We start from the raw sequence: 26,437 nt of genomic DNA, 5'->3' as shown, positions 1-26,437 counted from the left end.
ATAAGCGGTTAATTTTGCATAAAATCGGCATAAAAAAAGCGACGATTTTACAATCGCCGCTTTCTGCTGAATTTCAGCTTATTTTTGAACCAGTAACTGATCGAAATGCTTGGTAAACACTTCGAGTTCAACTTGGCTTAAGCTAGGAATCAATTTCTTAATCACGATATGAACTGCGGTTTCAACACCACTTGTTGCAACGCTGGCAACGCCACGTTTTACCATACCAAGACCAAGTGTCTTGTTATATTCAGTCATAAAGTGGTGGATCAGCGCATCGGCAAATGTTTTAAACTGTTTTGTTAAAGCATCGCGTTGCTCTTTGCCATTTCCAGCAGCCACTTCAGCAAAGCTTTTTTTCATGTCTGCAACAAGGCTATCTGGTAATGCTGTACCGATACGTTGTTTACCGTCATTATCAATGAATAGGCTCTTTTCCATAAAGGCTAAAGATTCAAGCACCTGTTCATTTGAAGCTTTGCCTAGAAGCTGTTTCATGAGGGTTTCAACAATGCCGCGAATTTTAATCGCAAGACCTTCGGTAGTATCTCGTTTGTCACTTGGTGGAAACTGCTGAACCAGGTGAACCAACATGGTGTCAATTAACTCATCAGTAAGCTGTAGAGAAATTTTGTCACGTAAAGGGTATTGAGGCTCTTTACTGTCACGATTGGCTTGTGCAAGTTGAATATCCTGACTCAAACTTGCTGACGGAAGAATACCGAAATAACTGGTCATTGAAGAACGTCCTCTATATATCAAATTTATTCGTTTTATTGTCGTGCCAAGCGAATTGGCTCGGGCATCCATGACAAATCTGATACTCGACATGGGTTAATATCCAAGCCCCCGCGGCGAGTATAAGTTGCATAGACCATCAGTTTTTCTGGCTTCAAAAGTTGCCAAATGTCGGCAAATATTTGCTCAACACATTGTTCATGGAAGCCATTATGCTGACGGTACGAGATAATATAAGCTAAAACGCTGCGATAACAAGGCTTTTTACCTTGCAAACGAATAAAAACCGTCCCCCAATCTGGTTGACCTGTAACAGGACAATTACTTCTTAAAAGATGAGAGTAAAGCTCAATTTCTACATTTTCTTCAGCAGACGTATCTAATTGCAACAACGTCGAATCAGGATGCTCGGAAAGACGTTCTGGAATCAAATCATCAATGCAAATGCCTTGAGGTTTTGAAATCTCTAAATCATCGACTTGAAACAGGTGGAGTTCAACTTTTGCACCTGCCGCTTTTGACAAATCCTGTTCAACTGTTGCAATAAAGGCTTCTTTCGACTCAAATTGAGTGAAGTTCATGCTGTTGAAATAAAGCTTAAGTGACTTCGATTCAATTAAGTTGGGTGAGCTTGCTGGCAGCGTTAAACGACCAATTGCCACCTGAGGTAAACCCAGCTGATTCAACCATGAAATTTCAAAAACATGCCACCAGTCTTTGCCTTGAGTAATGCCTTCAATATGCGCATATTGTTGACGAGACTCAGCACGGGCAATTGGAAATAAAACTTCTGGCTGATATTGAGTCGGGTATTGGGTGTCTTTACCCAATAAAGAAAGTTCAACACTCATTCACGCATTCCTGAACCACGAGCTAATAAATGATATGCAATTGCATAGAGGACAACACAACAGAGGGTCACAACACCTAAAGAGAAGGCAACATTGACGTCACTGTGCCCTAAAATGCCGTAACGGAAGGCATTGACCATATATACAATTGGATTAACTAAAGAGACGTTTTGCCAAAAAGGGCTTAATGCACTGATGGCATAGAATACACCACCTAAATAGGTGAGCGGGGTCAATACGAAAGTCGGGATAATCGAAATATCATCGAAAGACTTTGCATATACGGCATTAATAAAGCCGCCCAGAGAAAACAATAATGACGTAATAATGACGGTATATATCGTCACAAATAAATTATAAATTTCTAAATGAGTAAAGAATAGGCTCATGATGGTCACAATCAAGCCAACCAGAACACCACGGCTGACCCCACCAATCACATAACCCCACAGGATTAAATGTAATGGCACAGGACTCATAATCAGTTCTTCAATGCTTTTCTGGAATTTGGCACTAAAGAAACTCGAAGAAACGTTGGCATAACTATTGGTAATGACAGCCATCATGATCAAACCGGGCACGATGAATTGCATATAGCTAAAGCCACCCATTTCACCAATACGTGAACCGACCAGATTCCCGAAGATCACAAAGTACAAACTCATCGTGATCGCAGGTGGAAGCAAGGTTTGTGGCCAGATTCGCATAAAGCGACGAATTTCTTTAACAACTAAAGTCCAAAGCGCAGTTTTTAATTGACTGAAGTTCATTCATTCGCTCCTGCAAGATTCTTCTCGACCATTTTCACGAATAACTCTTCCAGACGATTCGATTTATTCCGCATACTGTTCACTTGAATGTTTTGTGACTGCAATATAAGGAACAGGTCATTCATACTATGGGCTTTGTCCATAGTCACTTCTAGTGTCACTGGATCAATCAGATTAAATTTGAAACCAATGATATTGAGATCAAAACCACTAATCGGTTCAGCCAAATCACAAATGAATGATTCTTCATTCAGCTGGTTGAGGAAGCCTTTCATGGTGGTGTCTTCTTTAATCACGCCACGATCGATAATCGCAATGCGACGACACAGCATTTCGGCTTCTTCTAAATAGTGCGTGGTCAGAATGATTGACGTACCATTCTCATTCATTTCGGTGAGAAAGTCCCACATCGAACGACGAAGTTCAATATCAACACCAGCGGTTGGCTCATCCAGAATCAGTAGCTTTGGCTCATGCATCATGGCACGTGCAATCATCAAACGGCGTTTCATACCGCCTGAAAGCATACGTGATTGAATATTACGTTTTTCCCATAAACCCAACTTTTCTAGATAATGTTCGGCACGTTGTTCTGCCAATTTTTTAGGAATGCCGTAATAACCAGCTTGGGTCACTAAAATATCGAAAGTTTTTTCGAATTGACCAAAGTTAAATTCTTGAGGAACAACACCAAGACATTGTTTTGCTTGAGAAGGATGGGTATCTAAGTTATGTCCAAAAATCTCAACTGAACCAGATGTTTTTTTGGCTAAAGAGCTAATGATACTGATCGTCGTCGATTTTCCTGCACCATTAGGGCCTAATAATGCATAAAACTCACCTTCAGGGACGGTTAAATTAATACCTTTTAACGCCTGAAAACCATTACGATAAGTTTTGGACAAATCGCTCAACACCAAAGCATCAGTCATAAACGTCTCACGTTGTTAAATAGAACGGGTATTTTGAGCGATATGAATAAATAAACCAAGTAGAAAAATAGGTTTATGGCGTGTTAAAAACAGAACGATTATAGAAATATGAGAATTTGAGTAAAAAAAAGAAGCAATGGTGCGCTCAGCGGGACTCGAACCCACGCCACAGGCTTCGGAGACCTGTACTCTATCCAGTTGAGCTATGAGCGCATGCGTGCCACATCATAGGCAAAAAACACAGGCAGGTAAATATATACCTTTGAATAAAGCGATTTCTTGTTTATTAAAACATCAATTTTATTCTCGACTTAGTCAAATTCTGGAATAAAACTATAAATGCTGTACTGAATAATTGATTAATTTTAAAGTTTGATTCAATTGACTTGGTGGAATCCGCGATTCTTGTAATGAAGTAATCCATTGCATCTGGCAGGCTTTCAGTTGCTGTAAAGAATGAATCGACTGAATTTTCTGGATTAACGGGCGAGCCATCAGACCACAATAGCTGGTCAATGTTTGAATCATGACTTGCTGGATTTCAACAAAAGGAAGTTTTTCCAGTTCAACTGTTTCTTCAACCTCTAATGTGGGTTGAATTATGTCTTGTTCTTGAACTCGTAACGATTGAATGGGTGCCGCTTCTTCAAGAATTTCTGTCGTTAAAACTGTTTTTGTTGCTTCCTTATTTATTGGTGGAGATGTGTGTTGTGCCAATAGCCCCATCTCAATCAGTTGTTGCACCAGTTCCGTGGGTGCAATGCGATCCTTATAATCTTGATCCAGTTCTTTAAAATCTTCGTGATCAATTAAAAGCAATAAACGACGTTGACGGGCAGTTAAAGGTATATGACGTTCCTGTAACGCACTTTGCCCAAGTTCGGTTTTAAAAAAATGTGACATCTCTTAATTCCCCCCTAATCAAGATAAGACGGGGATTAAGATAGAGTTGAAAAATGACAGTAATATTAACAATTTATTAAATATCACTGCCTTTTTTGATAAAGAGGGAAAGTTACGAAAAGACTTTCCCTTTAAGCTTATTTAACTAATTTTGCTTCTAAAGCTTTGCGCAAATAAGGATCTAGATCATCCTGACGCATTAGCCATTGAATATAGTCAGCAGGAAGATCCTGAATGGCAGTGCCTTTATGTTTGCCAAAAGTGATACTTTTTGGAATACGGGCTTCTTCTGAGGCAATATAGAGTTGTTCAATATCTTGAATGTTGAGTTGATGGACGATGTGCATCAAGATATTGGCAGTTAAGATAATGTCAGCGTCTGCACGATGCGCACCTTTAAGCATTTCGCGTGCTTTATCACTGCCTTTAGAAATGAGATAGATGAGGGCAGAGATATTATGTGCTTCAGCATTTTCCCAGACATGGCGTGCCAGTGCCAAAGTACAAATGGGCTTTAATTGAGATACATCGACCCCGCAACGTGCAATAGCAGCAATATCGTAGTCAACGTTATGACCAATAATATAGGTGGTTTGAGCAGGAAGCTGAAACTCATTATAAAAAGGTTGTCCCACCAGATCAGATTCTAAAATATGGTGTACTGCCATGGCCGCATAAGAAATCGGTTGTCCAACCTGATAAAGTTGGTCAAAGATCTGCTTTTTATCCAGACTGAGTTTTCCATTTTCGATTTCAATTGGAGCGTAGGCGATTTCAATTGGCAAACCATTCAAAGTATGCGTTTCTGTATCTAGGATGATGGCTTGCATGAAAGTCGACCTGATCTGAGTTGAGAATGCCAATATCTTACAAGAAATTTATTTGAAACAGGATTGAATCAGTCAAGGTCACTTTATTTTTTTTAAACATAAAATTGAGTTTGGATAAATTAACATCGAAAATTGAAAAAATACTTGAACAATTTGATATTAAGCGCATTCTTATGGAAGTAATTGCCTTAGTAAAAGATGTGCTAGGGATTAAAATGAAAAAGATAAAAAAACAGGGAAACATGACATGAATATGAAATTGTTAACGGTTGCGCTCATCAGTTCAAGCGTGTTGCTTAGCGCGTGTAATGACGATGATAACGATATTTCGTTTGTACCTAAGCCAGACATTCCAGAAAATAATATTAAGAATCCAGTTGTGGGGATTCCAGTAGCATATACCAAAACAGATTTTAGCGCGGTGGCTACGGAAAGCTCGGTACTGACTTATAAAATGTTGGGACAGAATGGTAAGGAAACGATGGCAACCAGCCTGTTGTTTGTACCAGGCGGGCCAACACCTCAAGGAGGATGGAAAATTGTTGCATGGGCACATGGTACAACAGGGGTAGCAGATCAATGTGCGCCGAGTCGTAATGCAACAAACCCTTACATTCAAAATATGATTACGCAGTTACTTGCAGCAGGTTATGTGGTGGTCGCGCCTGATTATGAAGGCTTGGGAGAACCGAGTGGCCGAGAATTGCATCCATTCTTGAATGTTAAGAGTGAGGCATTCTCTATTACCGATGCGGTGGTTGCTGCACGATATTATTTAGCTGGACAAGGTAAAGTTGTATCTCGTCAATGGATGACAGTAGGGCATTCACAAGGTGGGCAAGCAGCATTGGGCGCAGCGCAATATCAAAGTCGTGCCAAGCTAGATTATAAAGGAACAATTGCTGTTGCTCCTGCATCTAATTTGGCAGCCATTTTGGTCAATGGTAATACATCTGTTGAAAATGCACCAATTGAACAACAGATAGGGATGTATGCACAGCTAGATACTTTTACTGCATTGATCACGGCAGGATTAAGAAATCTTAACCCAAGTTTTAGTTATTCTAATGTTTTTAAAACGCCAACGGATACCATAGCGAGTCAAGCTGAATCAGATTGTTATGATGCGCTTGAGAATAAATTTACTGACAAAATGAAAGATTATGCGAGTAAAAACAATAATAGTTTAGCGAATTATCCTCGCACACAAGCCAATTTTATGACGGTTCCATTGGTAAAAACATTCCTGGAAAAGGATTCACAACCCGCTCAAGTGAAGTTGAATCAGCCTGTCACGATTTATCAAGGTGCACAAGACACGACCGTTCCTAAAGCGGCAACGGATGCACTTGTAGCGCTGGCTCAGAATAAAGGGTCAAACATCCAGTATATTACGAATGCACAGTGGGATCATGGTACAGCTTATGTCTTGAATATCGGCAACATTGTCGGGGATGTAAAAGCGGCGATGCCTGCGAATAATTAAGTCCGAATCTGAATAAGCCCAATTTACCTATTTAGGCCATTGGGCTTTTGATTCCTCTATTGACTCATAAAAATGTATAAAAAATAACTTATTGCTTTTGATAGATTCAATCACCTGTAAAAATGAATAAAATTTACGAATAATTAAATAAATATCAATCTGTGAAACCCTAAACTTCGTGCTACAATACGCACCAATCTTTAGCACGGCTTAAAAGCCCTAATTTATAGGACCCTCCGCTAATGTTTGCCAATATTTCTATTGCTGAATTTGATCCAGAATTAGCTCAAGCGATTGCTTCTGAAGGTGTACGCCAAGAAGCACATATTGAGTTAATTGCATCTGAAAACTATTGTTCACCAGCTGTGATGGAAGCACAGGGATCAAAACTTACTAACAAATATGCAGAAGGCTATCCTGGCAAACGCTACTACGGCGGTTGTGAATATGTTGACGTGATCGAGCAACTTGCAATTGATCGCGCAAAAGAATTATTCGGCGCTGATTACGCAAACGTTCAACCACACGCAGGTTCTCAAGCGAACTCAGCTGTTTACCTAGCGCTTCTTAACCCAGGCGATACCGTATTGGGTATGAGCTTGGCGCACGGTGGTCACTTGACGCACGGTGCAAAAGTAAGCTTCTCTGGTAAAACATACAATGCGATCCAGTACGGTTTGAACCCAGAAACGGGTGAAATCGATTATGAAGAAGTTGAACGTTTAGCTTTAGAACATAAGCCACGCATGATCGTTGCTGGTTTCTCTGCGTATAGCCAAGTTGTTGACTGGCAGCGTTTCCGTGACATTGCAGACAAAGTAGGTGCATACCTTTTTGTTGATATGGCTCACGTTGCAGGTCTTGTTGCTGCTGGCGTATATCCAAACCCAGTACAAATTGCAGACGTAACAACCACAACGACGCATAAAACACTTCGTGGTCCACGTTCTGGTTTGATCCTTGCTAAAGCAAACGAAGAAATCGAGAAAAAACTTCAATCAGCTGTATTCCCTGGCAACCAGGGTGGTCCGTTGATGCATGCGATTGCGGCAAAAGCAATCTGCTTCAAAGAAGCAATGTCTGATGAATTCAAAACTTACCAACAACAAGTTGTGAAGAATGCTCAAGCAATGGCTGAGGTATTAATCGCACGTGGTTATGATGTTGTGTCTGGTGGTACAGAAAACCATTTATTCTTATTGTCTTTAATCAAACAAGACGTAACGGGTAAAGATGCTGATGCATGGTTAGGTGCTGCACATATCACTGTAAACAAAAACGCGGTTCCAAATGATCCACGTTCTCCGTTTGTGACTTCTGGTATCCGTATCGGTACGCCAGCAGTGACTACACGTGGTTTTGGTGAAGCTGAAGTTCGTGAGCTTGCTGGCTGGATCGCTGACGTGATCGATAGCAAAGGTGATGAGAAAGTTATCGCTGATGTGAAAGCAAAAGTTGAATCAGTTTGTGCAAAATTCCCAGTATATGCAAACTAATTTGTATAGCTAAAAAAAGCGCCGTCAGGCGCTTTTTTTATCGCTGTCTTTTATACAATTTGCAGATGATTAAACTTTTGTAAAAGTTCAGCTTGAGTTTCAGGGTGCTGCGGATCGGGTTTGATACAGTCAATCGGACACACTGCCACACAGGTGGGTACTTCATAAAAACCGACACATTCGGTACAGCGGTGTGGGTCGATTTCATAGACTTTTGCACCTTCATCGATCGCTTGATTGGGACATTCAGGCAAACACATATCACAATTGATACATGCATTTGTAATCAGCAAAGCCATTTTAGTCAGCAGAATAGGCTAAAGCTGCTGAATGCAATTGCTCAGCAGCATCAGGTAAATTACGGATCAGCAGTGCATAAGCAATATCAATCTCTGGAGAGAGGGGAATTTCGACAATGTGGCCTGAGCCTTTGGCATTCTCAATCGGATTACCTTTAAGGTCTCGCATCTGTTCCAAGATAAAGCTGATATTACCTTTCGGTGTCATCAGTTCCAGTGAATCGCCAACCAGGAAGCGATTTTTGACTTCGATACGAATATAGTCGCCATTGCGCTCCATCACTTCACCACAAAATTGTTGATAGTCAAAGTGAGATGAACCATCCGTATAATTCTGATAATCGCGATGCACATGACGGCGTAAGAAGCCTTCGGTATAGCCTCTATTGGCCAGACCTTCCAGTTGGGACATTAAGCTGGTATCAAATGCTTTCCCAGCAAGTGCGTCATCTATGGCCTTACGGTAAATCTGTGCTGTGCGTGCACAATAAAAATAGGATTTAGTGCGACCTTCAATTTTCAGTGAAGCCACTCCAATTTTAGTAAGTCGATCAACATGCTGCACGGCACGTAAATCTTTTGAGTTCATAAAATAAGTACCATGTTGATCTTCTTCAGCCGCAAACATATCTTCATCGTTGCGTTGTACTAAAACAGTATGTGCTGATGAATGAGATGCTGAGGCTTGAGAACAACAGGTTTTTTCTGAATGGATCTGTTGAACAGGGATCACATCACCATTGGCATCTTCTTGTGCGACATGAATTTTGTAATCCCAGCGACAGGCATTGGTACAAGCCCCTTGATTGGCATCGCGTTTATTCATATAGCCAGACAATAGACAACGTCCGGAATAGGCCATGCACAGTGCGCCATGTACAAAAACTTCCAGCTCAATGTCTGGGACCTGTGTCTGAATTTCCTCGATTTCTTCGATCGACAATTCACGAGACAGAATAATGCGGCTTAGACCATAATCCTTCCAGAATTTAACCGTTGCCCAGTTAATGGCATTGGCTTGTACCGAGAGATGAATCTGCATCTCAGGGAAATGTTCGCGTACCATCATGATCAAGCCTGAATCAGACATAATCAATGCATCTGGTTGCATGGCAATAATCGGTTCGATATCTCGGATAAAATTTTTAAGCTTACTGTTATGAGGCTGGATATTGACCACCACATAAAACTTTTTGCCTAAGGCATGCGCCTCATCAATACCCATTTTTAAATTGTCGTGGTCAAACTCATTATTACGCACACGTAAGCTATAACGAGGTTGACCTGCGTAGACCGCATCTGCGCCATAAGCAAAGGCATAGCGCATGTTTTTGAGGGAACCAGCAGGAGAGAGTAATTCGGTATTCATCATGCAATAAAAGGCATATAAAAAAATAGGGAATTATTCTAAAAAGTTCGAAACAATGATTCAACCTAGCATTTTGCTCAGGATTTTATCGATAAGCGGGAAAGGTTGCGGGCATAAAAAAAGCACCCGAAGGTGCTTTTTCTAAGAAATTAGTGATGACGATGCTTTCTTTTTTTCTTGTATTTTTTTGACTGGTGATTGTCATAATAACGGTCTTGACCGACTTTACGGCCTAAAGCAGAACCACCTGCGGCACCTGCAGCAGCACCAATATAACCGCCTGTTGTACCACCGAGGTTTTTACCTACAGTATAACCACCCACACCACCTAAACCACCACCAATGGCAGCTTCAGTACGTGTACGTTTGCTACTTGCAGCCGCTGCACCACCAGCGCCACCAAGTGCAGAGCCAATCATTGCGCCGTTATTGCCACCGATTTCTTTACCAAGTGCAGTACCAACGACACTACCGAGTGCAGATGTTGCTGCAACACGAGTTGCGTTATCAGCATGAGCGACAGTAACAAGTGATGAAGTTGCAAAGATTGCACCACATAACCAAGCGTTTAATTTCATTTTTTGACTCCGTGTCCGCAATAAATCGGACGTCTTTCTAATGGCAGCAAATGTAACAAAGTTTGAGAATGAAAGTGTGGAGAAGCTGGCCTAAATTATTACTCTTTGGTGTCTGGATTGTAATCTTTTGTTTTATATTAGGTTTTTATAAAATATATAATGGTTTAAAAACAAATGGTTAGCCTTTTATTGTTAGGGGTAAGGCTTAAATATTTTTAAGCCTTTATTTCAAAATAAAACTTAGTCTTGTTGTTCATCTTTTACAGAATTGTCTTCTAACTTGAGTTGACGCGGGTTAAATTCTGTTTGGAGACGTAAATAATTTAGATCACGAATATTCTTTTGTGTGGCGACGACACCAAATAGACTTAACAGGAAGGACATAATATAAAAGCCTTTCTCACTCATTGTCAGTTCGGCGTTCCATAAACTAATCAATAAAAGCACGATACACACTGCCATTGAGGCCCAGCACAGTCCGTAGTAAATGGCAGTCACAGGAATTTCTTCAAGTTGATCTCGTACCGTTTTTTGCAGGGATGCTGCCGAGAAAAGACCATACAGTAAAATGACCAGATAATAGCCTTTTTCATGAAGTGGCATATTGGCATTCCACAATCCAATCATAAAGCCAACGGCACCTGCAATTAAGGCAACCCAACTTGCTGCAATAAAGGCCGAGGTGGGGCGATTAATAAAATTATTCATAGTTTATCCTGTTGTTTTATCATTCTATTTATCCTCCATTATTTATAGCTAAGCACTCGGCAGAGAACAAGCTGTAAAAACTAAAACTGAACAATTTGTGATGAAATGAGGGTGGAATAGTAAGTTCCACAGTTTCACTATGTCTTTTAAGCGGCAGAGTCTGTAAACTATGCGCAATTTTTTGATTTTACTCGTGCTTCGTAGGGGCACCATTGTCTTTTCATGCCTTATTTCTGTTGTTTTAGCCGATAACGCAATGCATGGCTGTAAGGTCAACAAACCCTATTTTGATCGCACTGAGTCTTTAGATTTTGAGATATTCCGCCCATGAAAGCATCACTCCGTTTAAGACTCGATCAACTTTGTGATCGTCACGAAGAGCTGACTGCATTACTCGCTGATGTAGAAGTAATTTCGGACAATAAACGTTTCCGTAAATTGTCCCGTGAACATAATGATTTAACTGAAATCACCGAAGTTTGGAGTAAGTATCGTCAAGCGGAAGAAGATATTGAAACTGCCGAAATGATGAAATCAGATCCTGATTTCAAAGATATGGCCGAAGAAGAAATCAAAGAAAATAAAGCGCTTCTGGTCGAGCTTGAAGATCAACTTAATGTGTTGATGATTCCTAAAGATCCAAACGATGCCAATGCGGCTTATCTTGAAGTGCGTGCGGGAACGGGCGGTGATGAGGCTGCGATCTTCTCGGGCGATTTATTCCGTATGTATAGTAAATACGCTGAAACCCAAGGCTGGCGTATTGAAGTGCTTTCTGAAAATGAAGGTGAGCATGGCGGTTATAAAGAGATCATTTGCCGTATCGATGGTGAAGGTGTGTATGGCCGTTTGAAGTTTGAAAGTGGCGCACACCGTGTACAACGTGTCCCTGCAACTGAATCGCAAGGACGTGTTCATACCTCGGCATGTACAGTTGCTATTCTTCCAGAAGTCGATGTAGATACCACAGTTGAAATCAATCCTGCTGATTTGCGTATTGATACTTATCGTGCGTCAGGTGCGGGTGGTCAGCATATTAACAAAACTGATTCTGCGGTCCGTATTACCCATATTCCGTCTGGGGTTGTGGTGGAATGTCAGGAAGAACGTTCACAGCATAAGAATAAAGCCAAAGCGATGGCGTTGTTGGTGTCACGTCTGGAAAATGCCAAACGTGCAGCAGCAGATGCAGCAACATCAGAAATGCGCCGTGATTTGGTCGGTTCAGGTGACCGTTCAGAGCGTATTCGTACTTATAACTATCCACAAGGTCGTATGACCGATCACCGTATTAACCTGACTTTATATAAGTTAGATGCAATTATGGAAGGTGATTTAACCGAATTACTGGATAGCTTGCATCGTGAATATCAGGCCGATCAGCTGGCAATGCTTGCACAGGAAAATGGCGGCTAATGAATATTGCTCAAGCGTTAGAGATTAAAGGTGAAATTGATAGCTATGAACGTCAGGAGGCGGCATGGCTACTTGAACATCTTCTCGGTATTAATGCGCTGGAACTCAAACTACGCCTTGAGCAAGAGTTAACAGACATGCAGGAACAAGCTTATCTGGATGGTCTGGCTCGTATTGAGCAGGGTGAGCCATTGGCCTATGTCACGGGTTCACAGCCATTTTGGACCTTAGACCTAAAAGTTACCCATGACACTTTGGTACCACGTCCAGATACTGAAATTCTTGTGGAAACAGTGTTGAAGCTGCCACTGGATCAGCAAGCCAAGATTGTTGATTTGGGTACGGGAACGGGTGCAATTGCTTTGGCACTTGCGAGTGAACGTCCGCAATGGCAAGTCATGGCGACTGATATTTATGAGCCAACTTTAGCGGTTGCTCAGGAAAATGCGGTTCGGCATGGTCTGATGCAGGTGAAATTTGCTTGTGGTGCTTGGTTTGAAGCACTGGATGAGCAGCAGTTTGATTTAATTGTGTCGAATCCACCGTATATTGATCCAGAAGACGTGCATATGCAGAAGCTCAAGTCTGAACCTGAGCGTGCCCTGATTGCGGATCGTCAGGGGATGGCAGATATCGAAATCATTATCCAGCAAGGTAAAAACTGGCTCAAACCAGAAGGCTGGATTGTACTTGAACATGGTTATGACCAAGGTGAAGCTGTTCGTCAGGTCTTCGAGCAGCAAGGTTTTGAGCAAATCCAGACCATTAAGGATTATGGCGGCAATGATCGGGTCAGTTTAGGTCAAAAGTCTGCTTAATCTTTAATATATTGCTGTACGGCTTTTGCTAAATTGTGATTGCCGTGTTTTTCAAGCCCATCAACCACGCATAAAGCATCTACTTTTTCCCGATTTTGACTCAATTTAAATTTGCCTGTGATCTCGGTGATCTGAATTTCAATGCCCACAATTCCTTGCAATTGCTGAGTAATGTATTCGGTAGGTGCATCTGACATTTTCCATGGAACAGGCTGTTTCGCTTCATGTGTTCGTGTCAGTTTTGCCAAAATGCCGCGTAATGCTTTTTCATCAGATAAGAAATTAATTTTGCCTTTAACATGCACCACCTGATAGTTCCATGTCGGTACATGTTGATGATGCTGTTGTTTGCTTGGATACCAATTCGGTGAAATATAACCTTGCTCACCTTGAAAGATAATCAGGACTTCTGTGCCATTTGGGATTTGCGTATGCAATGCATTATTTCTGGCAATGTGTGCAATCAGTGTCGCTGTTTGATTTTCTTCATCGAGTATCAGTTTAAAAGGCAGATGATGGGCATCCAAGCCTTCTGAACTGTGGCTGATAAGGGTCGCAAAAGGATAATCCTGAATCAGTTGATACAATTTTTGAGGGTTTTTCTCTTCAAAAATTTCAGGTAAGTACATGGCTTAATTCCTTTTACTCATCAAATAAGTTCAGTTTATTTTTCTTTAAGGGAGAGGTTTTACGATAACTGCCCGGGCTGACACCACTCCATTTTTTAAAGGCACGGTGAAAAGCACTTGGATCATGAAAGTTGAGGCCATCGCTAATACTTTGAATTGAATCATCCGTTTTGCTCAGCCTTTCAATTGCAATATCACAGCGAATGTCATTCTTCAGCTGCTGGTAGCTGACACCTTCCTGTTTTAAACGACGCTGGATAGTGGCTGTCGACATATTGAGCTGCTGCGCAATATCTTTCAGTTCGGCCCATTCCGAAGGTGGTTGTAGTAATAATTGCCGACGTATTTGTAGACTCAGCGAATTTTCATTCTTGAAACGTACAATCAGGTTGTAAGGCGTATGTTTAAGAAAATCATTGAGTGCCTGTTTGTCTTTTTTGATTTTATGTTTCAGATAATGTGCATCAAATTCGATGCTGTTTTGCTCAGCATGAAAGTGAATATTTTCACAAAAACGGACACGATAATCCTGTATTTCGACAGGCGGATGGCATCTAAACGTCATTTTATGAAAGTGAATGCGCTGATCGCTGAGCCAGCACATTAAGCTGTGAACCAGCATCAGAAAGGTCGAGTAAGTAAACATCCGCTTCGGCTGTTCACGATCATGCAGAATCAGATAAGCTTTCGCACCTTTCTGAACCAGTTCACCGCGAATATCATCTAGAACCAGCGCTAAAAACTTTAAAATTTCTTTAATTGCCTGTTCCAGCGTTTCGGTATTAAAGGCAAGCTTTGCCAGTAATTGATAGCTACCACGGCGCATGGGATGGGTATCCATACCGAGAAACTCATCATTCATACTCTCCGCCAGCTCTACCCATAATTGGGCACACTGCGCGACAGGAACGCGAGCTTTGCTTGAGGTTAACAACTCAGCAGAAATGCCAGCCCGATTGGCAATACTGACAATATTTAAACCGCGACTTGCAGCAACGCTTAATGCTTCCCGAATTAAAGCATTTGAAATTGTATCCTTGGCCGCATTAAGATCGTGAGTGTGGTTTTTGGTCATATCAGCATGAAATACAGGAGAATAAATAGATCGACTGCTCAAAAGTCGCATTAACTTTGCTACTTTTTGAAATTGTATCGGAAAAAAGTTGCCTTTAGGCTTAGTTATAAAAATTTATATCTTTAATTTGATAGGAAACGTAAATGAAAATTCAGGGAAAACATTTTGTTATTACAGGCGGTGGCTCTGGTCTAGGTGCAGCAACAGCTGAATATTTGGTTGAAAAAGGTGCTTCAGTCACTTTGGTCGACATGAATGTTGAAGCAGGACAACAACAAGCACAAGCATTGGGAGCACAGGCAGAATTTGTAAAACTGGATGTGACCGATGAAGCAGCTGCGGAACAGTTTTTTAAGGATGTGCTGACCAAACATGGCAGTGTATATGGTCTGATCAATTGTGCGGGCATTGGCCCCTCGGCAAAAGTTGTGGGCAAAGAGGGCGTACATGATTTGGCAATGTTCTCGAAAACGTTACACATCAATGTTACAGGCACATTTAATATGTTGCGCTTTGCGGCGGATGCCATGAGCAAGAATACCGTTGCGGAAGGTGATGAAGATCGAGGTGTGATCGTCAATACAGCTTCGGTTGCAGCCTTTGATGGACAAATTGGGCAAGCAGCATATTCTGCATCGAAAGGAGCTGTTGTGGCGATGACTTTGCCGATTGCACGAGAACTTGCTCGTCATGCAATACGCGTGATGACCATTGCACCAGGTATTATGGAAACCCCGATGTTAAAAGGTTTACCGCAGAACGTACAGGATGCTTTAGGACAAATGGTCCCTTATCCTTCACGTTTGGGGCGCCCAGAAGAATTTGCTCGATTAGTGGCACATATCGCAGAAAACTCATATTTAAATGGTGAAGTGATTCGTCTGGATGGTGCGATTCGTATGGCACCAAAATAAGCTTTTAAAAAAATTGAATCAATCTACAGAACAGTTGCGAGCTTGGCGCTTGCAACTGTTTTTTTTATCTTCGTTCTCAAATTTTATATTGTGTGTTGACGGGTTTGATTCTAAGGTAAGAAACAGCTTCTTGATAAGAATAACGATACCGAAAGGATTTAGATATGAAATATAGACTGATGATTGCTGCATTATTTGGCCTGAGTCTAACGGGTTGTGTCGGTAATATGAATCCAACGGGTGGGAATTCATCGCCGAATTATCCCTATTATAAAACTCGCGAAGCGCGCCTCGTTAAAAAAATTCAGGTACCCGTAGGCACAACCTTGGTTTATGAGACCCAGTTTTTAAAGGAAGGCGAGCAAGATAAAATAATGTCTGAGGATAAACTCAAAGATATTCGTTTTCCTCAAGATCAACCGATGATGTGGGGTGGCGTGCCTGTGAGCATGATTTCGAAATTTTTTAATTCAGAAATGCATGGTTTTTCTGTGTATGCCGACTTTAAACAACTTGATGCAAAGCAGCGCAGTCGATTTGCTCAATTGTGGCAGAGTTGTGATGATGATCTAGGTATTACAGTCAAAGACACCACGGACTGGTCTTTTAATAAAGCCAATATCGCCGATGTAGAAAGCTGCAGTGTCAATTATCAGCGTTATTTTAAAGACAATCAGAGACAGCAGCAGTTCCTAGATACCTTGTATCGTGAAATGATGAAAGCTGAATAAACAAAACAGGCAATGCTGAAAATCATTGCCTGAGCTTTCGCTGATTATCTGGCTTTGACTTCATCACCGATCAAATAAAAGGTTCCACCCGCAATATAGTGCAAGCTTCGCAATTCTTTTACAGCGTCCTGAAAATGCCAGTGTCCATCTCGGAATACGCGAGAATCGGCCCATGCTGCAACCACAGATCCAATAAATAAATCGTGTGTTTGCTGGTTATGTGGCTCTGGAATCACTTTGCAAATCAACCATGCCAGACTGCCTGTGACCAGCGGGACTGGATAGGGATCCTGATAAAACAATTCCGTTTTGCAATCTGCCAGTTTGGTTGGCTGATCAAATTTACTAATCGTACCGAGTTGGTGCACCATATCAATTTGCGCATAGCAGGGCACCTGTAGCGCAAAATAACCACTTTGCTCAACCAGTTGACGAGTCTTGGTGCTTTTGTCCAGAACAACAGTGACTTTGGCTGGCGTAAGTTCCAGTGCACAAGCCCAAGCAGCAGCCATCACATCAGTGTCTTGTTCATGCTGAGCAGATACCAGAACAGTAGGGCCATGATTTAATAGACGATAGGCTTTGGAAAGTTCAACGGCTGTAATGTCTTGAGCACTCATATGCGATCCAGCTGGATGATAAGACTGGTTATTGTTACATAATCTCTCGAAAAATAAGATTCAATTTTTCTGCATTTAACATGTTCACTACAGCAAAAAAGGCAGCATGATTCAGTGTTTTTTTTTGCGTGAAAATTCAAAGCAGATATTAAGTTCTCATATACATCGATGCTTATATTTTCATTGTGTATCGCGTGGAACCTTTTTAACAACGCCTAAAGTAGAAATCCATTCCATTTGCTTTGGGTATGTACATTCATCGGAATTTTATCAATCAGTCGTAATTTTGGCCTGAATTGTTATGATTTTGGCGCAGTTTGCTTTAGTCTAAAAATCAAACAATATTAAAGGAGGGTGATTTGATATCCCTTTTGTATGGTCGGAATGATTCCACGTACAAAATTATAGGACTAACACTTTGTAATAAAAATGAAAAATGCTCGGAGCAAAAACGTGAAAAAGAAATATTTAAATGCTATGGCGTTAATGGCAGGCATGTTTGTTAGTAGTGGAACCGTTGTTCATGCAGGTTTGTTTGATTTTCTATCACCTAAAGCCTCATGGCAAAACTGTAATGTGAACGGTTGCTCAGTCGGTGGTAGTACCAACGTCACCTCCAGTTATGCAAAAACCAAGTATCCTATTCTATTGGCTCACGGTATGGCTGGATTCTCAGCGGTTGGCCCATTGCAATACTGGAACGGGATTACTGAAGATCTGGTTGGAAACGGGGCCAATGTATTTGTTGCACAGCAAGCTTCTTTTAATTCATCGGAAGTACGCGGTGAACAACTACTGCTACAGGCAAAACAGGTGCTGGCAATTACAGGTGCTGAAAAAATCAATTTAATTGGCCATAGTCATGGCTCACAATCGGTTCGTTATGTTGCAAGCTTATTGCCGGATAAAATTGCTTCAGTGACAGCAGTAGGAGGTCCAACTAAAGGTTCAGATGTTGCAGATGTGGTCGATTCAGTTGTTAAATCACCTGCTGGCCCAGCACTTGCACCTATTATTGCGGCAGGCGTAAATGCCTTCTTCTCATTGGTCGGCATTGGTTCTGGTCATTACTATGATCAAGATGCAATTGCAGGATTAAACTCACTCACGACCAGCGGTTCAGCAGACTTTAATAAACGCTTCCCAGCAGGCGTACCAACCACAGCCTGTGGATCTGGTGCTGAACTGGTGAATGGTGTTCGTTATTATTCATGGAGTGGAACCAGCCCATTTACCAATGCAGCTGATCCGATGGACTATGCTTTAACAGCGACCTCTTTACTGATCTCAGGTGAAAATGACGGTTTAGTACCACGTTGTTCGAGCCATTTAGGCACGGTCATTCGTGATAACTATGCATTTAACCATTTGGATGAGGTAAATCAGGTATTAGGTTTGGTAGGGTTTTTGCAAAATCCAGTCACGCCGTACCGTGCACAAGCCAATCGTTTAAAAAATCAGGGGTTATAATAAATAAGCTAAAGGGGCAGCATTTGCTCCTTTAGCTAAAACGGATTGAAAAATAAAGGATCAATAGAGCAAGGGATGATGAACGGTAAATTTTTAAATAATAAAACCATCAGTTTGTGTGTGATTATCGGTTTATTGCTGATATTGGCTTTGATTTACTGGATATTTAAGCCCGATGCACAAATGACATCGCATCCATTGAACCAGAAGGCTCAAGCCCAGTCCTCAGAATATAATTTTGCTGGCGCTACGCAAGATCATCAAAAGGGAAAATTACCTGTTCTGGCGGCTTCATTACAAGGAACTGAAATTGATTGTCCTATTCAGGTAGATGCCAACGGTAAACTTGTACTGACAGTTGGAATCCGTAGCTGTTTTGATTATTTCTTTTCAAGTTTGGGCGAAAAAACCGAAACGGAATTGATCGCGGATATTCGTCAATATCTGACAGCGACGCTACCTGATACGGCTTCAAGTTATGCAATTTATTTGTTAGATCAATATGTGGCGTACAGTCATACCCTCAAAAATTTAAAACCCAATGGTAATTTTAAAACGGGTGATATTGAAGGTTTTCAGAAAGTCCTTGATCAGATGTACAAAGTCCAGCAACAGTTTTTTAATGCGGCTGAGATCAATGCCTTGTTTGGCAATGAACGTAAGTTAAATCAGTTTAATATTGAACAGATGCGTATTCATGCCAATAAGACTTTAACTGCACAGCAAAAAGCGACTGAATTGGCAAAACTGATTGATCAGCTTCCTAGTACGATGTCGGATGGCGTTCGGGTTTCTATGCAATTTGCTGAGTTACAGCAATTGACGCAGGAGATACGTGAGAAAGGTGGTTCTGCACAAGACCTTCGGAATATGCGTGAAAGTCTGTTAGGGCCAGAAGCTGCGGATCGTCTCGAAAAGGTGGATCAGGAAGAGGCAGGCTGGCAAACACAGGTCAATGGTTATTTGGCTGAGCGCGACCAGATTTTAAAAAGTGATGAGAGTGATGCCAGTAAACAACAGTCGATTAATCAATTGCGTAATCAATCTTTTGGAACTAAAGAGGATGTGTTAAGAGCGCAATCTTATGAAATGATGCATGATCGGAAATAGTGTTTTTAAGCGTATTTGAATTTTAGAAAATAATGGACGATAGATAAATTTATGGCTAAGGTATTTTTGAAATCTTGTTGCCTGACCTGACCATAGCAATGATGGCCTTAATCGTTCAAAAAAATTAAGGTCATTTTTATATGGGTGAACATAATCTACCTATACGGTAGTCAACAAACCCAAGCCCTTATCCAACAATTAGAAAAACTTCTAAACTACCTATACGGTAGTCAACTATAAAATATAATAGATAACTTACGTTAAAACATAAAGTTATAACTAAAAAAGGATAAATAGCTAAAGTTTTCAACCAATCTTATAAGTTTTTGATTTTATTCGGCTATTAAAGAGCGATCGAATTGTTGGGATAAAAATAAAACTTGGTCGAAAGAAAATGCGTTTAGATAAAATTTATTACTTTCCTCAAGTCCTGCATCGACTTAGAATCAGCACTATCTTGAAAATAAAGAAGTAGCCACGTGTCAGACCATTTTGAAAACGAATTTGAGCTTAGTAATGAGGAAATGCATCTCTATAGTCGTCAGATTTTATTAGATGGTTGGGATATTGAAGCACAAGAAAAACTAAAACTTGCCAATGTACTGATTATCGGCGCAGGTGGAATCGGCTGTACCAGTGCTGAGCTGCTGGCTCGTGCTGGAGTGGGCAAAATTACCATTGTCGATGCCGACATCATTGAGATGAGTAATTTACAACGCCAAATTGCATTTACCTCAAATGATTTAGGCCGATATAAAGCCGAAATATTGGCAAAACATCTACAAGCCATTAATCCACATATACAAGTCCGCTATCAAAATATACGTTTCGATGAAACGAATGCTGAAGACTTCGTACAACATCAGGATGTAGTGTTAGATGGTTGCGATAATTTTACCACGCGCTATCTGGTGAATCATGTCTGTAAAACACACCAAGTGCCACTTATCAGTGCTTCAGCGATTGGTTTTGAAGGACAGATGTTTATGGTTGAGTCTGATTCAGCTTGTTATGAATGCTTATTTCCTAGAGAAGAGCATGCCAATGAAGGCTTACGCTGTGCTGAGTCAGGTGTATTGGCAACGACACCTGTAATGATCGCGTCATTACAAGCACATCACACTTTGCTGTTTTTAGGGCTAGGTTTGACACCGCTTAAACAAAAACTGTTGCTCTGGAATGGCTTAAATCTATCGCAACGCATTCTTAAATTTGAAAAAGATGTAAATTGTCCAGTTTGTCAGGCAACTTGATCGGTAAAATGAGCAAAATTTGCTAAACTAATGCCATCTGTGAGGCAAGAAAGATTATGAAAAGAAATATTTTATTCGATGGATTACGCTCTGTTGCACGTATTGGTGAAACAGTGGTGGTTGCAGCACAAGCAGGTGTGAAATATGCAACTGAGAAACCAAGCAATGCCAAACTCATGCGTGAGACCTTTGAGTCGCTTGGTTCGACTTATATTAAGCTGGGCCAGTTTATTGCCAGCACGCCGTCTCTATTCCCACGAGAATACGTTCAGGAATTTCAGGGTTGTCTAGATCAAACGCCGACTTTGCCCTTTAGTTATATCCAAAAGGTTTTGGCGGAAGAGTTTGAAGGTCGAAATCTCAATGAAATTTTTAGTTTTATTGATGAAAAACCATTGGCTTCTGCTTCGATTGCACAAGTCCATCCAGCAAGATTGGTGACGGGTGAAGATGTCGTTTTAAAAGTTCAGAAACCTGGCGTTGAAACGATTCTTTATACCGATTTGAATGTGGTGCATTGGGCAACCAAGTTACTCGAAAAAGCAGTGCCTAAAATCAAATTTGCTTCACTGTCTGAAATTGTCGATGAAATTAAGACACGCATGGTACGTGAAGTTGATTTTATTGAAGAAGCACAAAATCTGGATGATTTTATCCAGTACTTGAATATCTCAGGCAATCAGGCTGCGACAGCGCCAAAGGTGTATCACCAGTTTTCAACCCGCCGTGTACTGACCATGCAGCGTTTATATGGTGTGCCATTGACGGACTTTGACGTAGTTAAACAATATGCTAAAGACCCGACACAAGTTTTGATTACGGCTATGAATACTTGGTTTGGTAGCTTGATGTTGTGTAAGAGTTTCCATGCAGACTTACATGCAGGCAATTTGATGTTGCTTGAAGATGGTCGTATTGGCTTTATCGATTTTGGTATTGTCGGTCAGTTAAAACCAGAAGTCTGGACAGCATGTATGGCATTTATGGATGCATTGCAGCACACCAACTACGTCGCGATGGCTGAGAATATGCTCAAGATGGGCATGACGCATCAAAAAATTGATACGCAAGTATTGGCTGATGATTTAGAGCGTCTGTTTAGTGGTGTATTGCTGGCAGATCCACAAGAAATTCTAAGTTCGAATCCAGCAGATCTGAATGACATCATGATGGATATGGTGGCTGTGGGTGAACGTCATGGCATCAAATTCCCGCGTGACTTCGCGTTATTATTCAAGCAAATGTTATATTTTGATCGTTTCATGCGTGTTCTTGCACCATATACCGATATTTATGCTGACCAACGTTTGAAAATGGTTCACAATATTGAACCTGCTTCTTTTTTAAAGCATTAATTTATTTATCGGTTCAATAGGTCATTATGGATGCCATTATTATTGAAGGGTTAAAAGTTGATACTGTGATCGGCTGTTTCAACTGGGAACGCCAGATTATTCAACCTTTAATGCTAGATCTCACCATTCATAATGATCTTAGTCAGGCTGCGAACTCGGATGAGCTGGAAGATACGCTCAACTATGCTCAAATCTGTGAGCTTGCAGCACAAGTGATTCAAACAGCAAAACCGAAACTGATTGAGCATGCTGCTCAGTTGGTTCTTGAGTGTCTATTTACGACTTTTCCTTCTATTGAGTCGATCACGATCACGATTCGTAAACCCGCAATTATTGCTCAAGCTAATGCAGTAGGAATTCGCCTTGAACGCAACAGAAACAATTTTTGCGCTCGCACTGGCGAGTAATCTCCAGCAGCAACAAAATTTCACTTTTGCTTATGAGCAGATTGCTCAACTCGGTAGAGTGGTGTTTTCTCCGATTTATGAAATTCCATGTCGAGATGGGATCGGGGCTGATTACTGGAACTCGGCCTGTCTATTAACAAGTCAACTTAGTATTGATGAAATCACTGAACTGTTAAAAAGGCTGGAACAACAATCAGGGCGTACTCGTCCTTCGCATCAGATCACGCTGGATATTGATGTGATTGCTTGGGGGCATACCTTAGAACATATGCAGTTTAATCCTAAAAAATTACCTTTAGCGTTGGATGTGAAAATTCCTCTATTTGATTTATGGCGACATGCTGATCTAAGCTATGATCAAAAGGTGAACTATCCTGTCATTACAATGTAATGTGTTTGAATGTAATCGTATAATAATTAGGAACATTTTCATGAAAAATATTTTAATTTTATCGACTTTGATGGTTTTACTTTCTGGTTGTGCAGCCATGAGTGTTGAGCAATGTAAAACTGCCAACTGGTTAAGCGTGGGTGAAAAAGATGGTTCGGCTGGGCATGAATCACGTTTAGATAAGTATTATTCGTCTTGTCAGAAAGCCAATGTTGTTCCTAATCAGAGTCTCTATGAAAAAGGCTATCAACAAGGTCTAGGCTATTATTGTCAGCCTGAGAATATTTTCAGTGAAGCGTTAGAAGGCCGCGGGGATTTCCGAGTTTGTCCTGTTGAAAAACGCCAATCATTACGACCTTATTATCAGGCTGCCAACGAATATTATCAGGCCGATTCGGAGTTCAGCCGTTCACAGAATGAGATGAATCGGTATTTAAAAGAGCTGGAACGTACTGATCTTTCTTCTAAAGTTCGGGATGATTATAAGAAGCGTTTATATGATCTACGGATCAATAGCAGCAGCGTACAATCGCGTTATCATGACGCCGTACGAAATATGGAACGTTTCAAAGCAGAACATGGTCTAAATTAAGTTGAAAATATGGTTTTAAACAGCCTGTGATTTCGGTCACAGGCTGTTTGCTTTTGGGATTAAACATTTAAATTACAGACCCATGCCGAGATCAATGTTTAAATATTTAACTGATCAATCGCAAGGGATGCATCATGCAAATCAAATTTATTACTGTCGGACTGATGGCATGTGTTGTCATGAACTCTGCTTATGCCATTGATGCCAAATATAGAGAACAGCTCGAACGTTCAGGCTGTACGCAACTGAGTGAAGCGCAAGGTTGTGATATTCATAAAACAGCAGAAGAAAATATGAAGGCTGGATCTACAGCGCCAGATGCAGTTGCGGCGCCTGAGAATGGTGTCAATCAGCCTCAATGGATTGCTGAAAGATCAGATGGAACAGCCTTGGCAACCATTCGAATTGACCAACAACAACGTGTCTGGGTGAATGATACCAGAGTAGCAGCCACTCAAAAAAATGGTCAGTTTGAGTTTAGACAAGGCAAAATTAACTATACGATTTTTACTGATCTTGAAAAGCAACCACAAAGTTTCTGGTCTGACCGTTATTCGACAGATAAAGGGAAAATTGTATTTCGCTGATCTTTTATAAGAGTTTTATGAAGAATTGAGCAGAAAAAAGGGAATTATGAAGTCATAATTCCCTAGACGAGTTTATAAATAATAACTGGTTTTTGTCATTAATTTTGAAATTGCGGTCATGGTAATGCGTACAGGCACGGGTAAATCAACTCCGCCTGCATTCAATGCGGTATCCCGATGATGCAATTCGTCTTCATTCATCTGTTCAAGAATTTTACGTGAACGATCATCATGTGCAGGCAATTGCTGGAGATGTTCCTGTAAGTGCTGGCTCACCTGACGTTCAGTTTCAGCGACAAAACCTAAGCTGTATTTGTCGCCTGCAATGCCTGCAATTGCACCCATGCCGTAAGACAATCCATACCAGATTGGATTCAATACACTGGTGTGGCTATCCAGTTCTTTTAAACGATCTTCACACCACGCCAAATGGTCCTGTTCTTCGATTGCAGCATGCTGCATTTCTTCACGAACGTGTGGCAGCTTTGCCGTCAATGCCTGTCCATGATAAAGCGCTTGAGCACACACTTCACCACTGTGGTTTACACGCATCAAGCCTGCAACATGGCGAGCATCACTCACACAGAGTTGTGAAGGTTCATCACTGGCTGGATTTGAGCGTTGAGCACTGGTTGCTCCAGGTACCAGACTACGTAAAGCCTGATCAAAAGAATTAATAATTTTATCGAGACCTGTGTATTGACGCATATATTAATCCTCTAAAGTATTGGGCGCATTTTCCAATAATGGTTTGAGTCGTTTTAATAACCAGAATGAGAAAATTGCACTTAAAACAGCAGTAATGGTGAATAAGATTTTAATATCAATTTTTAAAATGCTTAAGATTAAAATTGAAAAAACTGCCGAAGAGACCATAAATACAGCATTTAAGATATTGTTTGCTGCAACAACACGCGCACGGTGCGAGCGTGGTGAGTAGGCCTGCATCATGGCATAAAGGGGCACGATATAAAAACCGCCGCTGATTCCGAGTAAAGTAACGGCAAGCATGACATGATAATAGACTGTACCTTGCGTAAACATATCTTTTAACGTGAGCAGGTCGCCAGTACGTTCCGGTACAAACGCCAGACTTGCTGCAAGATACAGTGCAAAAACTGTTAAGCCAATCGCACCATAGGGTACCATTTTAATATTGATTTCAGTGCCGCCAATACGTCTGCATAATAATGAACCAACGCCAATACCAACCGAGAAAAAGGTCAGAAGCAGACTCACCACATTTTCAGAAGCATGTAAGTTTTGCTGTGTGAGTTGTGGAATCTGGGTCAGGTAGGTTGCACCATAAAACCAGTACCAAGAGTTGCCTAACAGGATCACAAAAACAATCGGGATACTTTTTGCATATCGAATGGTCTGAAAACTGGTACGGAAAAAATTCCAGTCAATTTTAAGATCGGGTGCAGCGACTTTTTGTGGCAGGATAAAACGACTACACAAATAGCCTAAGCAAGCAATAGTCACCACAGTTACACTGATCCAGAGCAGATTGCCTTCAGATGAAGCAATTACCGCGCCGCCGAGAATCATCCCTAGTAAAATCGCAATCGATGTACCTGACTGGAATAAGGCATTACCAGACATCAGCTCTTGTGGCTTTAAAATTTCAGGCAGAATGGCATATTTGATCGGCCCGAAACAGGTGGAATGCGTTCCCATTAAAAATAGGGCAAATAATAGCAGCCAAAGATTGCCTAGCAAAAAACCTGCCGTACCAATCAACATGATGACAATTTCTAATATTTTAATGAAGCGAATAAGCTGTGAGCGTTCGTATTTATCCGCAATTTGCCCAGCTGTAGCTGAAAAGAAAAAGTAAGGAAGAATAAACAGTAACGCCGCTAAATTATTTAAAGTACTGACGGGCGCACTTTGTTGTTGAATCCAACCATAAGTGATGACTAACAGAAGCGCTTGTTTATAAACATTATCATTCAGTGCTCCAAAAAATTGCGTGAAAAACATCGGGGCAAACCGACGTGATGTCATTAAGCGCTCATCTTGTTTCATCGTGTGTTCACTTCATTGTGATTTATAAAAAAATGTGACGAACTGTAAAAATGTGATGAAATGCATGTATGATATCCC

29 protein-coding genes and 1 tRNA gene are annotated in these 26,437 nt (G+C 41.0%); 14 read left to right on the top strand and 16 right to left on the bottom strand.

Features of this window, described 5'->3' with window-relative positions; genetic code table 11:
- Positions 1–78 precede the first annotated feature (78 nt).
- From A9Z07_RS10285 to A9Z07_RS10255, 7 genes are all read right to left on the bottom strand, one after another.
- The gene (locus A9Z07_RS10285) at positions 79–738 is read right to left on the bottom strand and encodes a hypothetical protein (protein ID WP_004772661.1); all 660 of its coding nucleotides are present in this window, start codon (positions 736–738) and stop codon (positions 79–81) included.
- 35 nt (positions 739–773) lie between these two features.
- A complete protein-coding gene (gene queF, locus A9Z07_RS10280; RefSeq protein WP_069578390.1) occupies positions 774–1,589 on the bottom strand; it encodes an NADPH-dependent 7-cyano-7-deazaguanine reductase QueF in 816 nt (271 codons plus the stop codon).
- Entirely contained in the window at positions 1,586–2,359 is a 774-nt protein-coding gene (locus A9Z07_RS10275; RefSeq protein WP_004772656.1) for an ABC transporter permease, read from the bottom strand. The genes queF and A9Z07_RS10275 overlap by 4 nt, the downstream gene beginning before the upstream one ends.
- Positions 2,356–3,291 carry an ABC transporter ATP-binding protein gene (locus tag A9Z07_RS10270; protein WP_004772655.1) on the bottom strand — a complete coding sequence of 312 codons (936 nt, stop codon included), beginning with the start codon at positions 3,289–3,291 and terminating at the stop codon, positions 2,356–2,358. The genes A9Z07_RS10275 and A9Z07_RS10270 overlap by 4 nt, the downstream gene beginning before the upstream one ends.
- A gap of 137 nt (positions 3,292–3,428) precedes the next feature.
- Positions 3,429–3,504 (bottom strand) — tRNA-Arg (locus tag A9Z07_RS10265).
- Between the two features lie 120 nt (positions 3,505–3,624).
- Positions 3,625–4,194, bottom strand: a complete 570-nt coding sequence (locus A9Z07_RS10260; protein WP_069578388.1) for a hypothetical protein — start codon at positions 4,192–4,194, stop codon at positions 3,625–3,627.
- 137 nt (positions 4,195–4,331) lie between these two features.
- A complete protein-coding gene (locus A9Z07_RS10255) occupies positions 4,332–5,024 on the bottom strand; it encodes a putative quorum-sensing-regulated virulence factor (RefSeq protein WP_069578387.1) in 693 nt (230 codons plus the stop codon).
- A gap of 247 nt (positions 5,025–5,271) precedes the next feature.
- Between A9Z07_RS10255 and A9Z07_RS10250 the strand changes: the two genes are divergently transcribed.
- Positions 5,272–6,510, top strand: a complete 1,239-nt coding sequence (locus A9Z07_RS10250) for an alpha/beta hydrolase (protein WP_069578384.1) — start codon at positions 5,272–5,274, stop codon at positions 6,508–6,510.
- Between the two features lie 242 nt (positions 6,511–6,752).
- Entirely contained in the window at positions 6,753–8,006 is a 1,254-nt protein-coding gene (glyA, locus tag A9Z07_RS10245; RefSeq protein ID WP_069578382.1) for a serine hydroxymethyltransferase, read from the top strand.
- A gap of 50 nt (positions 8,007–8,056) precedes the next feature.
- Here glyA and A9Z07_RS10240 read toward each other — a convergent pair whose 3' ends face one another.
- The 4 genes from A9Z07_RS10240 to yiaA form a co-directional block, all read right to left on the bottom strand.
- A complete protein-coding gene (locus tag A9Z07_RS10240; RefSeq protein WP_069578380.1) occupies positions 8,057–8,305 on the bottom strand; it encodes a YfhL family 4Fe-4S dicluster ferredoxin in 249 nt (82 codons plus the stop codon).
- Position 8,306: 1 nt separating this feature from the next.
- The gene (gene yegQ / locus A9Z07_RS10235) at positions 8,307–9,674 is read right to left on the bottom strand and encodes a tRNA 5-hydroxyuridine modification protein YegQ (protein ID WP_069578425.1); all 1,368 of its coding nucleotides are present in this window, start codon (positions 9,672–9,674) and stop codon (positions 8,307–8,309) included.
- 149 nt (positions 9,675–9,823) lie between these two features.
- On the bottom strand, positions 9,824–10,252 hold the full coding sequence (locus tag A9Z07_RS10230) for a hypothetical protein (protein ID WP_004772639.1): 429 nt from the start codon (positions 10,250–10,252) through the stop codon (positions 9,824–9,826).
- Between the two features lie 240 nt (positions 10,253–10,492).
- Positions 10,493–10,960, bottom strand: coding sequence for an inner membrane protein YiaA (gene yiaA / locus A9Z07_RS10225; RefSeq protein WP_047428096.1), 468 nt, complete (start codon positions 10,958–10,960; stop codon positions 10,493–10,495).
- Between the two features lie 327 nt (positions 10,961–11,287).
- On the opposite strand from yiaA, the gene prfA reads away from it, so the two are divergent.
- Positions 11,288–12,376, top strand: coding sequence for a peptide chain release factor 1 (gene prfA / locus A9Z07_RS10220; RefSeq protein ID WP_004772635.1), 1,089 nt, complete (start codon positions 11,288–11,290; stop codon positions 12,374–12,376).
- Positions 12,376–13,194, top strand: a complete 819-nt coding sequence (gene prmC / locus A9Z07_RS10215) for a peptide chain release factor N(5)-glutamine methyltransferase (protein ID WP_069578378.1) — start codon at positions 12,376–12,378, stop codon at positions 13,192–13,194. Before prfA ends, prmC begins: the two co-directional genes overlap by 1 nt.
- Here the strand turns inward: prmC and A9Z07_RS10210 are convergent.
- A complete protein-coding gene (locus tag A9Z07_RS10210) occupies positions 13,191–13,823 on the bottom strand; it encodes an FMN-binding negative transcriptional regulator (RefSeq protein WP_069578376.1) in 633 nt (210 codons plus the stop codon). The genes prmC and A9Z07_RS10210 overlap by 4 nt on opposite strands.
- Before the next feature lie 13 nt (positions 13,824–13,836).
- Entirely contained in the window at positions 13,837–14,898 is a 1,062-nt protein-coding gene (locus A9Z07_RS10205) for an AraC family transcriptional regulator (protein WP_069578374.1), read from the bottom strand.
- Between the two features lie 143 nt (positions 14,899–15,041).
- On the opposite strand from A9Z07_RS10205, the gene A9Z07_RS10200 reads away from it, so the two are divergent.
- Together A9Z07_RS10200 and A9Z07_RS10195 are read left to right on the top strand one after the other, a co-directional pair.
- A complete protein-coding gene (locus A9Z07_RS10200) occupies positions 15,042–15,812 on the top strand; it encodes an SDR family NAD(P)-dependent oxidoreductase (RefSeq protein WP_069578372.1) in 771 nt (256 codons plus the stop codon).
- A 164-nt stretch (positions 15,813–15,976) separates the two neighbouring features.
- Positions 15,977–16,543, top strand: a complete 567-nt coding sequence (locus tag A9Z07_RS10195; protein ID WP_069578370.1) for a hypothetical protein — start codon at positions 15,977–15,979, stop codon at positions 16,541–16,543.
- 44 nt (positions 16,544–16,587) lie between these two features.
- Here the strand turns inward: A9Z07_RS10195 and A9Z07_RS10190 are convergent, their stop codons facing one another.
- Positions 16,588–17,163 carry a flavin reductase family protein gene (locus tag A9Z07_RS10190; RefSeq protein ID WP_069578368.1) on the bottom strand — a complete coding sequence of 192 codons (576 nt, stop codon included), beginning with the start codon at positions 17,161–17,163 and terminating at the stop codon, positions 16,588–16,590.
- 453 nt (positions 17,164–17,616) lie between these two features.
- Here A9Z07_RS10190 and A9Z07_RS10185 point away from each other — a divergent pair, with 453 nt between their 5' ends.
- The 8 genes from A9Z07_RS10185 (at position 17,617) to A9Z07_RS10150 (ending at position 24,328) form a co-directional block, all read left to right on the top strand.
- Positions 17,617–18,633: a lipase family alpha/beta hydrolase gene (locus A9Z07_RS10185; protein ID WP_069578423.1), complete on the top strand. Its 1,017-nt coding sequence runs from the start codon at positions 17,617–17,619 to the stop codon at positions 18,631–18,633.
- Between the two features lie 78 nt (positions 18,634–18,711).
- The gene (locus tag A9Z07_RS10180) at positions 18,712–19,743 is read left to right on the top strand and encodes a lipase secretion chaperone (protein WP_069578419.1); all 1,032 of its coding nucleotides are present in this window, start codon (positions 18,712–18,714) and stop codon (positions 19,741–19,743) included.
- Positions 19,744–20,267: 524 nt separating this feature from the next.
- Complete coding sequence (locus A9Z07_RS10175; RefSeq protein WP_413772629.1) at positions 20,268–20,996, top strand: HesA/MoeB/ThiF family protein; 729 nt, start codon at positions 20,268–20,270, stop codon at positions 20,994–20,996.
- Positions 20,997–21,052: 56 nt separating this feature from the next.
- The gene (locus A9Z07_RS10170; RefSeq protein ID WP_004772617.1) at positions 21,053–22,351 is read left to right on the top strand and encodes an ABC1 kinase family protein; all 1,299 of its coding nucleotides are present in this window, start codon (positions 21,053–21,055) and stop codon (positions 22,349–22,351) included.
- Between the two features lie 26 nt (positions 22,352–22,377).
- Positions 22,378–22,758 carry a dihydroneopterin aldolase gene (gene folB / locus A9Z07_RS10165; protein WP_004772616.1) on the top strand — a complete coding sequence of 127 codons (381 nt, stop codon included), beginning with the start codon at positions 22,378–22,380 and terminating at the stop codon, positions 22,756–22,758.
- The gene (locus tag A9Z07_RS10160; protein WP_069578361.1) at positions 22,715–23,149 is read left to right on the top strand and encodes a 2-amino-4-hydroxy-6-hydroxymethyldihydropteridine diphosphokinase; all 435 of its coding nucleotides are present in this window, start codon (positions 22,715–22,717) and stop codon (positions 23,147–23,149) included. Before folB ends, A9Z07_RS10160 begins: the two co-directional genes overlap by 44 nt.
- A gap of 40 nt (positions 23,150–23,189) precedes the next feature.
- Positions 23,190–23,741, top strand: coding sequence for a DUF2799 domain-containing protein (locus A9Z07_RS10155; RefSeq protein ID WP_004772614.1), 552 nt, complete (start codon positions 23,190–23,192; stop codon positions 23,739–23,741).
- 134 nt (positions 23,742–23,875) lie between these two features.
- Positions 23,876–24,328 carry a hypothetical protein gene (locus A9Z07_RS10150; RefSeq protein ID WP_062846204.1) on the top strand — a complete coding sequence of 151 codons (453 nt, stop codon included), beginning with the start codon at positions 23,876–23,878 and terminating at the stop codon, positions 24,326–24,328.
- Between the two features lie 72 nt (positions 24,329–24,400).
- Here A9Z07_RS10150 and coq7 read toward each other — a convergent pair whose 3' ends face one another.
- Together coq7 and A9Z07_RS10140 are read right to left on the bottom strand one after the other, a co-directional pair.
- Positions 24,401–25,036 carry a 2-polyprenyl-3-methyl-6-methoxy-1,4-benzoquinone monooxygenase gene (gene coq7, locus A9Z07_RS10145; RefSeq protein ID WP_069578356.1) on the bottom strand — a complete coding sequence of 212 codons (636 nt, stop codon included), beginning with the start codon at positions 25,034–25,036 and terminating at the stop codon, positions 24,401–24,403.
- Between the two features lie 3 nt (positions 25,037–25,039).
- Positions 25,040–26,359, bottom strand: coding sequence for an MFS transporter (locus A9Z07_RS10140; protein ID WP_047428072.1), 1,320 nt, complete (start codon positions 26,357–26,359; stop codon positions 25,040–25,042).
- Between the last annotated feature and the right edge of the window lie 78 nt (positions 26,360–26,437).

This window comes from Acinetobacter sp. YK3 (assembly GCF_001729365.1).
Lineage (GTDB): Bacteria > Pseudomonadota > Gammaproteobacteria > Pseudomonadales > Moraxellaceae > Acinetobacter > Acinetobacter vivianii.
This window is presented reverse-complemented; position numbering and strand designations above follow the sequence as displayed.

Excerpts from the sequence above, each read along its gene's own strand:
- A9Z07_RS10285 (WP_004772661.1), bottom strand. The coding sequence starts at position 738 with ATGACCAGTTATTTCGGTATTCTTCCGTCAGCAAGTTTGAGTCAGGAT.
- queF (WP_069578390.1), bottom strand. The coding sequence starts at position 1,589 with ATGAGTGTTGAACTTTCTTTATTGGGTAAAGACACCCAATACCCGACT.
- A9Z07_RS10275 (WP_004772656.1), bottom strand. The coding sequence starts at position 2,359 with ATGAACTTCAGTCAATTAAAAACTGCGCTTTGGACTTTAGTTGTTAAA.
- A9Z07_RS10270 (WP_004772655.1), bottom strand. The coding sequence starts at position 3,291 with ATGACTGATGCTTTGGTGTTGAGCGATTTGTCCAAAACTTATCGTAAT.
- A9Z07_RS10260 (WP_069578388.1), bottom strand. The coding sequence starts at position 4,194 with ATGTCACATTTTTTTAAAACCGAACTTGGGCAAAGTGCGTTACAGGAA.
- A9Z07_RS10255 (WP_069578387.1), bottom strand. The coding sequence starts at position 5,024 with ATGCAAGCCATCATCCTAGATACAGAAACGCATACTTTGAATGGTTTG.
- A9Z07_RS10250 (WP_069578384.1), top strand. The coding sequence starts at position 5,272 with ATGAATATGAAATTGTTAACGGTTGCGCTCATCAGTTCAAGCGTGTTG.
- glyA (WP_069578382.1), top strand. The coding sequence starts at position 6,753 with ATGTTTGCCAATATTTCTATTGCTGAATTTGATCCAGAATTAGCTCAA.
- A9Z07_RS10240 (WP_069578380.1), bottom strand. The coding sequence starts at position 8,305 with ATGGCTTTGCTGATTACAAATGCATGTATCAATTGTGATATGTGTTTG.
- yegQ (WP_069578425.1), bottom strand. The coding sequence starts at position 9,674 with ATGAATACCGAATTACTCTCTCCTGCTGGTTCCCTCAAAAACATGCGC.
- A9Z07_RS10230 (WP_004772639.1), bottom strand. The coding sequence starts at position 10,252 with ATGAAATTAAACGCTTGGTTATGTGGTGCAATCTTTGCAACTTCATCA.
- yiaA (WP_047428096.1), bottom strand. The coding sequence starts at position 10,960 with ATGAATAATTTTATTAATCGCCCCACCTCGGCCTTTATTGCAGCAAGT.
- prfA (WP_004772635.1), top strand. The coding sequence starts at position 11,288 with ATGAAAGCATCACTCCGTTTAAGACTCGATCAACTTTGTGATCGTCAC.
- prmC (WP_069578378.1), top strand. The coding sequence starts at position 12,376 with ATGAATATTGCTCAAGCGTTAGAGATTAAAGGTGAAATTGATAGCTAT.
- A9Z07_RS10210 (WP_069578376.1), bottom strand. The coding sequence starts at position 13,823 with ATGTACTTACCTGAAATTTTTGAAGAGAAAAACCCTCAAAAATTGTAT.
- A9Z07_RS10205 (WP_069578374.1), bottom strand. The coding sequence starts at position 14,898 with ATGACCAAAAACCACACTCACGATCTTAATGCGGCCAAGGATACAATT.
- A9Z07_RS10200 (WP_069578372.1), top strand. The coding sequence starts at position 15,042 with ATGAAAATTCAGGGAAAACATTTTGTTATTACAGGCGGTGGCTCTGGT.
- A9Z07_RS10195 (WP_069578370.1), top strand. The coding sequence starts at position 15,977 with ATGAAATATAGACTGATGATTGCTGCATTATTTGGCCTGAGTCTAACG.
- A9Z07_RS10190 (WP_069578368.1), bottom strand. The coding sequence starts at position 17,163 with ATGAGTGCTCAAGACATTACAGCCGTTGAACTTTCCAAAGCCTATCGT.
- A9Z07_RS10180 (WP_069578419.1), top strand. The coding sequence starts at position 18,712 with ATGAACGGTAAATTTTTAAATAATAAAACCATCAGTTTGTGTGTGATT.
- A9Z07_RS10175 (WP_413772629.1), top strand. The coding sequence starts at position 20,268 with ATGCATCTCTATAGTCGTCAGATTTTATTAGATGGTTGGGATATTGAA.
- A9Z07_RS10170 (WP_004772617.1), top strand. The coding sequence starts at position 21,053 with ATGAAAAGAAATATTTTATTCGATGGATTACGCTCTGTTGCACGTATT.
- folB (WP_004772616.1), top strand. The coding sequence starts at position 22,378 with ATGGATGCCATTATTATTGAAGGGTTAAAAGTTGATACTGTGATCGGC.
- A9Z07_RS10155 (WP_004772614.1), top strand. The coding sequence starts at position 23,190 with ATGAAAAATATTTTAATTTTATCGACTTTGATGGTTTTACTTTCTGGT.
- A9Z07_RS10150 (WP_062846204.1), top strand. The coding sequence starts at position 23,876 with ATGCAAATCAAATTTATTACTGTCGGACTGATGGCATGTGTTGTCATG.
- coq7 (WP_069578356.1), bottom strand. The coding sequence starts at position 25,036 with ATGCGTCAATACACAGGTCTCGATAAAATTATTAATTCTTTTGATCAG.
- A9Z07_RS10140 (WP_047428072.1), bottom strand. The coding sequence starts at position 26,359 with ATGAAACAAGATGAGCGCTTAATGACATCACGTCGGTTTGCCCCGATG.